The sequence below is a fragment of the Nitrococcus mobilis Nb-231 genome, assembly GCF_000153205.1.
GTDB lineage: Bacteria > Pseudomonadota > Gammaproteobacteria > Nitrococcales > Nitrococcaceae > Nitrococcus > Nitrococcus mobilis.
Genome location: NZ_CH672427.1, coordinates 2,649,512 through 2,660,246 on the forward strand (window position 1 = coordinate 2,649,512; position 10,735 = coordinate 2,660,246).

Below are 10,735 nucleotides of genomic sequence, written 5' to 3' on the forward strand. Positions count from 1 at the left end.
ACCTTGACAATTACCGACGGTGAGGCCGCTGCCGTTGACGGACTCCGAGTCATGACATATGCTTAGGCATATGTCATTCCGTAGGGGTGAGCATGGCTGATCCAGAGCGTCACGTCCGCTTGTTCCGCAACGGCCGCAATCAGGCCTTGCGTATTCCCCGCGAGTTCGAGCTGGAGGGGGATGAAGCGATCGTGCGCAAGGAAGGTGACCGCCTGATCGTCGAGCCGCTGCGAAAGGGCCGGTTGCTGGCACTGCTGGCTACCCTCGATCCCTTGGACGAGCCATTCCCCGACGTCGACGAGGATCTGGCGCCGCTGGACGATGTGGATCTTTGAGCGTGGCGCTGCGTTATCTGCTCGACACCAACATCGTCTCGGATCTGGCCAGGCATCCACGAGGTCTGGTGGCCAGCCGGATTGCCGAGGTCGGTGAGGCCTCCGTCTGCACCAGTATCGTCGTTGCTGCGGAACTGCGCTATGGCGTACAAAAGTCGGAATCAAAGAAACTCGCCGAACGAATCGATCTCTTGTTATCCGCGCTGGAAGTCCTGCCGGTGGAGCCACCGGCGGACCGCCGCTATGGAGAGATCCGTCACTACCTCACGCAGCAGGGCACCCTGATCGGCCCGAACGATCTGTTGATCGCGGCACACGCGCTGGCGTTGGAGCTCACCATCGTCACTGCTAACTTGCGAGAATTTGAGCGCGTACCGGGCCTCAAGATCAAGAATTGGTTGTCCGAATAAACGAATTATTTTTTCCCTGAACGCGGTCACGAGCCTAATTTATTTTAGCGGGGGAGCCATGAAGAATCTGATGCAGCAGCGCATCTGCTCCAGTATCGCAACCAGCCAGTTCCACTCGATTGGCGTGTCTCAGAACCAGCATTTTTGGGGAAAGCTGCTGCCGTAAGGGCACGGCGGCTCACGCAGCGCATATGCATCCCCCTTCGTATCGTCTGGCGGTGGTACGCTGCACCACCCAGGCCTCCTGGTCGCGGTCGACAAATTCCGCGCTTCCAACGGTAAGGCACTCCGATCGGCGTGCATCGCGCCCTCCTCGATACGGTACCTCAGCACACACAGGCCGAAGCGCTCCGAACTTCAAACAGCCTATCGCGTCAGCGGCGCCGGGCAAACTTCAACGGAAACTGCTGCCGATGGCGGCGGCGGTGAGTGATGTGCCAGACATACCCTGGCCTCTATGCTCCGGTTGGCCCAGGGCATCGCACTCCCTCCTTAGAACGTGGTTTTGAGTTCAGAAATTGGCCGTCTAAGCTTTCTGATTAAGCTCCATATAATGTCGACCACGCTACAAAGTGCGCAGGATATGAACAACCTGCAAGGCCCGCCCGGCTGGCGCATTCACCCGCTCTCAGGGGAGCGGACCGGAACATGGAGCATCTCAGTATCCGGCAACTGGCGGCTGACGTTTGACCTTGAGCATGGCGAAGTCGTCAATCTGGATTTAGAGGATTACCACTGATGAGCGAAGAAATTACTAAACTCGGAATGAAGCCCTCGCATCCTGGGGAGTTCATTCGCGAGGAAATTCTGAACGAGCTTGGGCTGTCCACTGCCCGGGCGGCTGAAATTCTCGGTGTGCGCCGCGCGAGCCTCTCCGATCTCGTAAACGGCCATGCTGGGCTGTCGCCGGAGATGGCCTTGCGGATTGAAAAGGCGTTCGGGGTGAGCATGGATACCTTACTGCGCATGCAGGCATGGCACGATACCTACACCATGCGCCAGCGGGCAGGGGAAATTGAAGTGCAGCGCTTTACCCCAGGATGAGGCAGAGGAAGGCGAACAATGACGAGCAAGCCTATTGGCTGCGCGTCCGAATGGCAGCGCACCATCGGCTATGTTCCGCAGCACATCTACTTGGCCGACACCAGCGTGGCTGAAAACATCGCCTTCGGCGTAAACAAGAGGGACATCGATATGCAGGCCGTCGAGCGCGCCACACATGCCGCGCAAATCTACGACTTCATCGTCGATGAGTTGCCGTAAGGCTATGATACCCGTATCGGGGATCGAGGAATTCGCCTATCCGGCAGCCAGCGCGTTGGATGGGCAAACGGAGTGTCCAGCGGCCAAAAATACACATAGTTCACAGATCGTTCTCTATATCTGCGAAGCGGGGCGAAGGTGGGCCGGAGCGCGATTGAGGATTCGAGCAGGGTAAGACACTCATGTATTAAAAAAAGCGGTAAAAATACAAATTGAAGCTCACAGTATTTCGGCCGATTGAGTTACTCATCCTTTCAGGAAGTTTCGAAGATCGTCAGCGAAAAGCGCAAACTCCAGAGGAATGCGAACATGCCATGGAGAAAGGGCCATCGAACCTTCGAGCCACATGAAGGGAGGGGATTCGAGATTCTTTTTTTTGGATATCGCCTTGGAGAAGACGGTCCATACATCCTTCCGACGCAGTGGGCGGCATAGCGACTCTACGAACGTTTTCTCGTGCCGCATGTCCGCGACAGTGCCGAACAGAGCCATTGCGTGCGCATCTGCCGCATTTGGGCGTCGCAGAAAGCTTTCCACATTGGAAAGTATCTCGCCAACGTGCTCGGTCAACGCGGAGGAAATCGCGGGGTCAGCAGCGACCAATTGTGCGGCGGAAATCGCTGTTTCATGGAGCTTCGCTGCATACGCTAATTCAGCTTCGCCTCGGAGTTCTTTACCAAAGACAGGGGCAGGCTGATTTTTTTTCATTTGGTAGCCACGGGTAGTCGCATGCGTGGAGATGAGAAAACAGTGTTCAATGATGACTCGGCGTCGGGAGAAAAGGGAGCCAGCTTTGGGAACGAATGGATAGGCGATGCCTGCCTGAGCTTCTTTGAGATGGTCACGAGCCAAGGCCAGGTAATAACCCTTTGGCGCGTGATGTGGCTCCCCTCCGATGTCCAGGATACGTTTAAGGGCTGCCTGGGAATTCAGGGACCAGCCCGCATCGACCAAAGCCCAGGGTGTGTCGTCGAACAACCCCTCTTGCCTGAAGTACGAGAGTGCAATATCACGCTCCCGTGCAGCTGACAGAACGACCATTTTTCGGGTAGAGGCGTTCCCCATTAGCTCGTCCAGAAACCTGCTTGCCTGATCGTAGGGTAAATGCTTCGACCACTCGGTGACGCTACAGGACAGATGCCTGCGGATGGTCTCCCGGACATCGTCGTCCAGGCCCATTCTCACTGTGATGTCGTGCCTGCTGTTGTTTTGCCCGGGGGTCACGGGGAAGCGCCGCCAATCAGTATTATCCGGCGTAATCGAGGGCGGTAGCCATGCCCGGCGCGATCCGTACAGGTAGCGTAGCTCTAAAACATCACTACCGCTCTGCAGTGCTTGCGCCATCCGAAACAAGATTTCCGCGTCGCGAGCCACGAAATAAAGCCGGCGTAAGCCGTGGCGCTTCGCATGGTCCAGAACCCAGATGACGTACGCCAGCAGGAAGGGGACGACAATCCTATGTCTTAGGTGATCCAGCGGGTTGTCTTCGTGGTCGGCATCTGTACCCACAGATAGGCGCAATCGCCGGGTCAATCCAGCCAGGAACGAACGCCCACGGTGTCTTGGCAGCCGACGCCCAGCCATACGAGCTTCCTGAGCGGTCAGCATGCCGTCTCGAATGTGGCAAGCCTTTATGTTTGCGTTAGAAGCCATTCGAATATCTGCATGAAGATTATCTCCGCTATGAATGAGTTGCGCCGCTTCCAATCCTTCTGCGTTCAGGACGTGATGAAAGAGTTGGCCATGATGCTTGCTGACGCCGACATCGCAGGACACATACAGTGCATCGCCTTTTTCCATCACACCACAATCCATCAATATGGGCGCAAGAACGGAAGACGGGAGATACATATCCGAAATGAAAATAATTCGGTTACCAATTTTGCGAAGATGACGGATCTGGGAAACGACTGCTGGAATGGGGTAAATACTCTCACGCTCAAGCTCGACTTCCGCGTGAATCAGTTCGTGCACTTGAACAGGTAGACCGTGAGGCAAGTGTAACTGTTCGTAGATATTCTTTATGGTTACCGTCTGACGCGGTTGTGCAATTCTGTGAGCTATTTTCTCTGCGCGTATACGCAGCGACTGGAATCGTGCTGCAAATTTATGTCTTTCATTATTGTTTAAGTTTTCCGGTGTAAGGCGCACGCCGAGTTCATAAAACAGATCTCTCGGGTGCGCAAAAGTGCGAGTGATGCAGGTGTCGAACACGTCGAACGAGTAAGCCGACTTGGTTGTCCTGCCTATCATTATTGATTGCCCTCATTCCATTACAACTAATATCAAAAATATTGTACCTAGAACGCTCTAACGATAAATCAAGTATTTACATTATTATTCCAGCATTGTCATCATGATTTGTGGTTCTAAAATAATTCAAATAAGATCTAGTAGTCTATTTATTTTTCGGAACAGTGGCGCTTTCCGCAGCAATCGTATAAACTTAATAACCAGCGTACTTTTTACTTCTTCTGACCATTCGTATAGCTCTTTTTCTTTTTTCATGTAGGCGTCAGACGCATATTGAAGGGTTGCGGTAGCTGAAGAAGAAAAACAGCTAATTTGCGAGTGAACAAGCTTGAAATCTAGCGGACCATAAGCAGACTGCGGCTGGGTTCTGCTGTCGTCATATTCTCCATTCCCAAGTTTTAATATCAGATTTCGAAGATTTTCGGTAGCATTGCCGATGCTAAGTTCTTCTTCTAGGCAATATGCTTGATATGCTATTTTTTCTGCCGGCGGATACAGTAGTTCGTTTATTACCGGATAAATATGATCGCAGCTGCGTATCTCCCATGCCGTATCAATATATATGGGCACGGGCCTGTATTCTATGATTGCAGTTGGCAACCCGGAAAGCATGCCTTCAAGCGCGATAGTGGAAGGAAATGCAATCATGGCGGAGGATGTTGCCAGTAATTTGGTCAAATGCCCGTTGGCAGCTCTCACGCCCAATGCCTGAGCGAGCCCATTTGTAATTCTCCACACACAATCTATATTTAGTTTATCTGTTAATTTTTTGATATCAGAAAGTGCACGTATCACATTTATGTGATGGTCGTTATTATGGGCCGGTGTGCGCGCGCAGCAGATTAATAACGTGGGACGTTGCCTCGATTGTATTACTCTTTTTATTGAAAATCCGTCTAACCTGGGTAAACCAATTACACTGATTTTATCTCCAAGCCCCATGGCTGAAAGTATTCTTGCTTGGTGTCGACCTATTACCGATATATGGTTTGCAATAAGTGGTTGGAGAACAGTGCCAGTCTTTAAAACAAAGCTATGGTTATTCCAAATGTACGACCATTCGATTACACCATCCATGACATAAAGCACTGGAATATTTCTTTTGCGCGCTTCAACAGCAATTATCCTCTGGAATGGCAACCACTCCAGGCTGAGAAGCACCAAGTCTGGTTTTTCCTTGTCGAGAAATAGCGTAGCAGCCGCCTTGCGGTCGTCAACATAGATAGGAGTTATTTGTTCAGTTGAGAGCGCGTTCCCATATATGCGCCCGGCATCCTCATGCGAGTTAAGAACGAGTACTTTCATTGCATTAATAGATGAATGCGATATTAGTGGTAATCATACGAAAAATTATGTTTTAGTGAGCGGCGGTACGGGTTTGAAAAAATTTTACTCAAATGAATAAGAAAATAACTCGATGTCGTATCGGTAGACATTTTTTACTATATCTATCGATTTTTTGGAGTACATCTCTCTGTAATTAAATAGCTCTTTGTTACGAGATTTATTCCTATACTCTAAGCTGCCATTCTGCAAGCCAAGTTTCCGCCTAATATGAATATAATTTTCATTTATAGTTTCATATCGGCCAATGTAATCTACCAGTATATTTTGTGTCGTTGGGTGACAAATAAATTTATATTGTGGTATGAAATGTACATGGGCATATATGTTATCTTTATTTACCCAAGTGCGCACAAAGTTATTGAATGATTTTAGCTCTTCAAGCTTGTGTTTATTCCAAAATTTGAGATCATTTTCATTGCGTGCCTCGCCACCATTTTTTAGGTAGTTGTATGCAGAAAACAACCTGTCCCACGGGTTTCTGACAAAACAGAATTTAAAGTATCTGTCGAAATCGGTATGTGAGTAAACTATTAAATGCTTAGTAATAGTGTTATGACCAAGTTTCATTTTTCCAAATAAAGAAATTGCCACTGAGCTTCCGCCTGTTTTCGGGATGTGTATAAAAATACACTCGTGTTTATCAAACAAACTAAACGACGACTCGCTATTAGCTGATCGCTTCTCTTGTAATAATTGGAAGCGGGCTGGGTGAAGTTGAGCAAATAGCGCTCGTCGTATGTCATGTGGTAGTGCAAAAAACATTTTGTTCCGAAATAATATTAACGGTCTCATGGTCTGGGCCATCAAAGAAATCGCCATCATCAGGTTCGCCATCCAGTCTTATAGCTTTGGTTCCAACTTCTTCTTTCCTGTGTATGTTGGTAAACTGCTACGACTGCAACTGTTTTGTGGCATCCTCAGAGTGACACCTTTTTGTGGGTAATCAAAACAGCGGTCTTGCTGCCAGATAGACTGCGGACCGCTTCGTTCATGGCTTTCTCGGTTTGTGCGTCCAATGCACTGGTCGCTTCGTCGAAGAACAGTACCGAAGGGCTGCGATACAATGCTCGGGCAATACCCACACGCTGGCGTTGTCCTCCAGGAAGGCGGATACCGCGATCACCAACGGGAGTGTCATACCCTTCAGGCGATTCGTGTGTGACAAAGTCATGGATTTGCGCGGCACGCGCAGCGCGCTCTACTGCTTGCATATCAATATTTTCCTTTTTAATTCCAAAGGCGATGTTCTGGGCCACGCTGGTATCGGCCAGGTAGATGTGCTGCGGTACATAGCCAATCGCGCGCGGCCAGGCAGCGATGTTGCTATCGTTTATCGCTTTACCATCTACGCTGAGAGAGCCTTGTTGCGGTTGCAGCGGGTCGAGCAACAGGTTCATGAGAGGAATGGCACTTACTTAAGCCGTAAGTCACTGAAAATAAAGTGTAGGAGCATAGACTAGGATATTGCAATCGCGTTGTTCAAACCGATCCCAGCCGAAAATTGACGATTCGCCCCCATCATAAGCCATTGAAATCGTTTTGTGTCGCCGCCGAGGCGCGCTATTGTAATTTATTGATATAGTAGAATTTATTCGCTTAAGTAAGTGCCATTCGTTCATGAGAGTGTTTTTGCCGGCGATGCCGATGCTGCCGGTTATCGCTAGGGTGTAGTTTTCGGAGACGGGTTTGTGGAGTGCAGTGGGATAAGTGTAGTGGATGCTTTGCAGGCGAATTTCCCTTCTTAGGGTCAGAGGCGTGGTGATGCGTGGATTCTGCATAAGTCTATGCATCCCCTTACTGATACAGTACGCTCGGGCGTAGCCCCAGTCGGTTACGAATCCAGTACCACAGCAGGATGTTCCAGGCCGCGAGGCTGGCTCCGGTCGCGATCGCGGCACCTTCCACGCCGAAGCGTGGGATTAGTAGAGCGTTCAGCGTCACGTTGACGGCGACACTGATGCCGACGCCCGTCATGGAAAGGCGCTCGTGGCCGGTCATGTTTAGTATGTTCCCCGTGGGGCCGGCGAACACGTTGAAAAGCTGGGCGAGCGCTAGAATTTGCAATGCGATGGCGCCGGGCGCATAGGCTGGCCCATACAAGAACTCGATGAGCGGGCGCGCAAATACTGCAAAGACCAGGGCGACGGGCAGGGTAAGCAGGAATACCCGCGATACGGCGCCAGAGATAAGCCGTTGCAGTTTCGCGTGTTCGCCCTGCTGGTATAGGTGCGCGATGCGCGGCACAATCACCGTATTTGCCGCTATCAGGAAGAAGGTGACGAGATCGGCGGCGCGAGTCGCTACTGAATAGACACCCGACGCCTGTGCCCCTTGCAACGCGCCGAGCATGATCAGGTCGACTCGGCTGTTTACAAGGTAGAGCATGCCGAGCCACATGAACGGCAGGGCTTGTCGCAGGGTCGTCGCAGTGGGCGCCACCTTGCTGGAAAACCCCCTAATCCTGTGCAGTTGCAATTCGTTAATGACCAAGGGTGCGAGTGCGCTGAGTGTCATGACCACCGTCAGATCGGTGGCCGTGAGACGGCCCTGCCAAAACCATAGCGCGAGCAGTACTGCAAGCATCGATGCGGGCGCTAACAGCAGTTGCGGCCATTGGCTGTGGAAGAACGCGCCTTGCACCCGCAGCAGGCTAACCCGAATGGCGGCGAGGTTACCTAGGAGCGGCAGGGGGGCTGCGATCACGAACAGCCAACGCGCGCCGGCGGCCGCCGGGATGAACACCGCGCTCGCGAGTGCCGCGGCAGCCAGCAGTCCGGCGCCGATTACGCGCCGGTTGGCCCAGTGGAGCAGCCATTTGAGACTCTCGGGGCGCCGGGCGCCCTCCCGAATTAGATAGGCCGGCAGCCCGAGGCTCGCTGGAATCCCCAACACGGCTGTCCACGCGATTACATAGGCGTACAGACCGTAATCGTGGGGGCCGAGCGCGCGTGCATAGAGCAGGCTGGCGGTAAACGCCAGCAGCGTGGCGCCGATCTTCAGCGCCGCTGTCATGGCCGCAGAGCGGACCAGTCGACCGCGTTCGGTGTCGCGGCGCAGATCGGCGCGGATGCCCTGGATCAACTGTTGCGGGCGCATCTGTAGAGTGGCCTGACCGGCTTGTCCTGTCGGTGCCCTTGCATGATTTGCCATGGTGTTTGCGCAGACCGGCAATGCTCTCACTCAGCCGTTCACTAATGCTCAGAGGTTACAGGGGACCTCGAAAAATCACATTTCGCATCGTCATCTCTGCGTAGGCCGGGATGACGGAATTCGGGAGTTATTCGAGGTTTCCTACAGACGTTGAGCGTTCGATGGTCTTCATTGGTTTTGTTCAGCACGGCCCGGCCCGGTCCCACTTTGCTGGGAGAACTACGCCGAACATCGCGGCTCTCTGAGCCGCCACGGTTTTTCTGCGCACGCCTGCCTTGTCCATGGCCTCCTATCAAACCGCTTTAGGGCTCGCGGTTCTGCTAACGGTTGCACAGAATCTCTCGCTTGCGTAATTCCGATTGAGACAAGATGGATACCGGCCTGCGCCGGTATGACGGGAGAGAGCGAAGCCTCGGGCTTCGGTTTGGAGTGAGGTTGCCCCGTCAGCCCGGAGCATTCATGGCTTTTGGCCTGTGCATCCTACTACGGCTAGAGCCAGCGCACTCCAGGATGGCTGCTCTCGGTAGGCGGCGCGAGAATGCTCCTCTGGAGCCAAAAAGTACGCTCGAGCTATGCCGCGTCATCCACGACACGGATTTCGACGTGCTTGCCGGCACTCGCCAGGATGTTCACGAGCTTGTCTAGGCTGAACTTGTCGATCCTACCGCGCATGAGGTCGCTCAGTCGCGGTTGAGTAATCCCGAGTCGCTTAGACGCTTCTTGTTGTGAGAGCCCAAGTGCTTCCACATACTGGTGGATTAGGATCATTAGCTCGGAGCGAAGCTTCATGTTTTCTGCTTTGCCCCGACTATCCTCCACGGCATCCCAAACGCTATCGAATTGCTGGCTCTCCACCATAATATGTTCCTCCCCTGCGCGAGAAGCCGCTGTAACCGCTGCTTGGCGACGTCAAGATCCGCCTTAGGGGTTTCCCGGGTTTTCTTTTCGAAGGCATGCGGCACATGCACTGCCTCTTCAAAGCGAGCAATATAGATCACGCGGTAGGCATTGCCGTCGTCACGTATGCGAATCTCTTCAACGCCCCGGCCTATGGACTTCATCGGCTTGAAGTCATCCGCTCGCAGTCCGCGTTGAACCCGATCCAGCTGGAAGCCTGCCTGTTGCCGTGCCCCCGTAGGGAAACTGCGAATCACATCCAGGCTATCGCCTCAGAACGTTATGCGCCGCATCGAGATAAAGCTATCTCATTTCTGATATAAACCGCCAGTCTGGTTGATAGGGGGAGGTACGCTATGTGTCTCTTCAGCGGATTAGCTCGATTTGCGCACCGCCGATATCGACGATACCGCGCCAAGCCTTATCGCTGGTGAGCACCCGTGCGCCGCGACGCTGCGCCAAAGCCAGGCACGCGCGGTCGCCGAAGGAGAGCCCGAACGGCTTCGTCACCGGAAGCAGGAGTCCGGCGCCGTAGGCAAGCTCCTCATCGAAGGTGATCCGCTCGATAGGGAGAGGGTCGAGCACGGCATGGATATCGGTCTCGGCGACGCCATTGCGGGCGTAGTGCCCGACGACTTCGCCAAGGTTCACCGTCGTCATGATTGCACCTGGTAGCTCCGTACGAACCCTCTCGGCACCGGGGTCGCTGAGCAGCATAGCCTAGGCAGTGCCGAGGCGTCGAGCACCGCCGGAATCATTCCTGTTCGGCCTCTCGGTGCCGCTCTTGCAGGAACGCATCCAGGGAAGCTTCAGGCTTGCCCGCAAGAAGGCGCCGGGTCAACTCCTGGGCTCGGGCAACCGTCTCGTCGACGGTGCGGATGCGGATGTCGCGCCCGTCAAGCTCGATCACTACATCGCCGCCATGCTCGAGACCAATTGCTTTGCGAAACTCCGCAGGCAAGCTAATGCGCCCTGATTGGGAGACACGCCCCTTAGCTATAGTCATGGCTAATCTTGCTCACACACCATTCGTTAAATATTAAGGGGCGCATTATTATAGTGGCAATTAGCGGGAAGGGG

14 protein-coding genes are annotated in these 10,735 nt (G+C 53.1%); 5 read left to right on the forward strand and 9 right to left on the reverse strand.

Annotated elements, in window-relative coordinates:
* Nucleotides 1–92: 92 nt before the first annotated feature.
* The 5 genes from NB231_RS12020 (at nt 93) to NB231_RS12040 (ending at nt 2,008) form a co-directional block, all read left to right on the forward strand.
* Nucleotides 93–335 (forward strand): antitoxin, encoded by a 243-nt coding sequence (locus NB231_RS12020; protein WP_005003216.1) that lies wholly within the window; start codon nt 93–95, stop codon nt 333–335.
* Nucleotides 332–745, forward strand: a complete 414-nt coding sequence (locus NB231_RS12025) for a type II toxin-antitoxin system VapC family toxin (protein ID WP_005003218.1) — start codon at nt 332–334, stop codon at nt 743–745. The genes NB231_RS12020 and NB231_RS12025 overlap by 4 nt, the downstream gene beginning before the upstream one ends.
* Before the next feature lie 553 nt (nt 746–1,298).
* The gene (locus NB231_RS12030) at nt 1,299–1,484 is read left to right on the forward strand and encodes a type II toxin-antitoxin system RelE/ParE family toxin (protein ID WP_005003220.1); all 186 of its coding nucleotides are present in this window, start codon (nt 1,299–1,301) and stop codon (nt 1,482–1,484) included.
* The gene (locus NB231_RS12035) at nt 1,484–1,789 is read left to right on the forward strand and encodes a HigA family addiction module antitoxin (RefSeq protein ID WP_005003221.1); all 306 of its coding nucleotides are present in this window, start codon (nt 1,484–1,486) and stop codon (nt 1,787–1,789) included. Before NB231_RS12030 ends, NB231_RS12035 begins: the two co-directional genes overlap by 1 nt.
* Nucleotides 1,790–1,807: 18 nt before the next feature.
* A complete protein-coding gene (locus NB231_RS12040; protein ID WP_005003222.1) occupies nt 1,808–2,008 on the forward strand; it encodes a hypothetical protein in 201 nt (66 codons plus the stop codon).
* A gap of 246 nt (nt 2,009–2,254) precedes the next feature.
* On the opposite strand, the gene NB231_RS18680 is transcribed toward NB231_RS12040, so the two are convergent.
* From NB231_RS18680 to NB231_RS12085, 9 genes are all read right to left on the reverse strand, one after another.
* A complete protein-coding gene (locus NB231_RS18680) occupies nt 2,255–4,261 on the reverse strand; it encodes an HAD family hydrolase (protein WP_156776997.1) in 2,007 nt (668 codons plus the stop codon).
* A gap of 126 nt (nt 4,262–4,387) precedes the next feature.
* Complete coding sequence (locus NB231_RS18685) at nt 4,388–5,566, reverse strand: hypothetical protein (RefSeq protein WP_156776998.1); 1,179 nt, start codon at nt 5,564–5,566, stop codon at nt 4,388–4,390.
* Nucleotides 5,567–5,650: 84 nt separating this feature from the next.
* Nucleotides 5,651–6,442 (reverse strand): sulfotransferase family 2 domain-containing protein, encoded by a 792-nt coding sequence (locus tag NB231_RS12055; protein WP_050756101.1) that lies wholly within the window; start codon nt 6,440–6,442, stop codon nt 5,651–5,653.
* 83 nt (nt 6,443–6,525) lie between these two features.
* On the reverse strand, nt 6,526–7,005 hold the full coding sequence (locus tag NB231_RS12060) for an ATP-binding cassette domain-containing protein (protein WP_005003230.1): 480 nt from the start codon (nt 7,003–7,005) through the stop codon (nt 6,526–6,528).
* Between the two features lie 397 nt (nt 7,006–7,402).
* Nucleotides 7,403–8,758 (reverse strand): flippase, encoded by a 1,356-nt coding sequence (locus NB231_RS12065; RefSeq protein ID WP_232210464.1) that lies wholly within the window; start codon nt 8,756–8,758, stop codon nt 7,403–7,405.
* Nucleotides 8,759–9,328: 570 nt separating this feature from the next.
* The gene (locus NB231_RS12070; RefSeq protein WP_005003234.1) at nt 9,329–9,613 is read right to left on the reverse strand and encodes a helix-turn-helix domain-containing protein; all 285 of its coding nucleotides are present in this window, start codon (nt 9,611–9,613) and stop codon (nt 9,329–9,331) included.
* Nucleotides 9,544–9,912 carry a type II toxin-antitoxin system RelE/ParE family toxin gene (locus NB231_RS12075; RefSeq protein ID WP_005003236.1) on the reverse strand — a complete coding sequence of 123 codons (369 nt, stop codon included), beginning with the start codon at nt 9,910–9,912 and terminating at the stop codon, nt 9,544–9,546. Before NB231_RS12075 ends, NB231_RS12070 begins: the two co-directional genes overlap by 70 nt.
* 109 nt (nt 9,913–10,021) lie before the next feature.
* Nucleotides 10,022–10,372, reverse strand: coding sequence for a type II toxin-antitoxin system VapC family toxin (locus NB231_RS12080; RefSeq protein WP_005003237.1), 351 nt, complete (start codon nt 10,370–10,372; stop codon nt 10,022–10,024).
* 37 nt (nt 10,373–10,409) lie between these two features.
* Nucleotides 10,410–10,661 (reverse strand): AbrB/MazE/SpoVT family DNA-binding domain-containing protein, encoded by a 252-nt coding sequence (locus NB231_RS12085; protein ID WP_050756102.1) that lies wholly within the window; start codon nt 10,659–10,661, stop codon nt 10,410–10,412.
* Nucleotides 10,662–10,735 lie beyond the last annotated feature (74 nt).

Coding starts and splice junctions, on each gene's coding strand:
- NB231_RS12060 (WP_005003230.1), bottom strand. CDS start 7,005: ATGAACCTGTTGCTCGACCCGCTGCAACCGCAACAAGGCTCTCTCAGC.
- NB231_RS12040 (WP_005003222.1), top strand. CDS start 1,808: ATGACGAGCAAGCCTATTGGCTGCGCGTCCGAATGGCAGCGCACCATC.
- NB231_RS12080 (WP_005003237.1), bottom strand. CDS start 10,372: ATGCTGCTCAGCGACCCCGGTGCCGAGAGGGTTCGTACGGAGCTACCA.
- NB231_RS12085 (WP_050756102.1), bottom strand. CDS start 10,661: ATGACTATAGCTAAGGGGCGTGTCTCCCAATCAGGGCGCATTAGCTTG.
- NB231_RS12065 (WP_232210464.1), bottom strand. CDS start 8,758: ATGGCAAATCATGCAAGGGCACCGACAGGACAAGCCGGTCAGGCCACT.
- NB231_RS12055 (WP_050756101.1), bottom strand. CDS start 6,442: ATGGCGAACCTGATGATGGCGATTTCTTTGATGGCCCAGACCATGAGA.
- NB231_RS12035 (WP_005003221.1), top strand. CDS start 1,484: ATGAGCGAAGAAATTACTAAACTCGGAATGAAGCCCTCGCATCCTGGG.
- NB231_RS18685 (WP_156776998.1), bottom strand. CDS start 5,566: ATGAAAGTACTCGTTCTTAACTCGCATGAGGATGCCGGGCGCATATAT.
- NB231_RS12020 (WP_005003216.1), top strand. CDS start 93: ATGGCTGATCCAGAGCGTCACGTCCGCTTGTTCCGCAACGGCCGCAAT.
- NB231_RS12030 (WP_005003220.1), top strand. CDS start 1,299: ATGTCGACCACGCTACAAAGTGCGCAGGATATGAACAACCTGCAAGGC.
- NB231_RS18680 (WP_156776997.1), bottom strand. CDS start 4,261: ATGATAGGCAGGACAACCAAGTCGGCTTACTCGTTCGACGTGTTCGAC.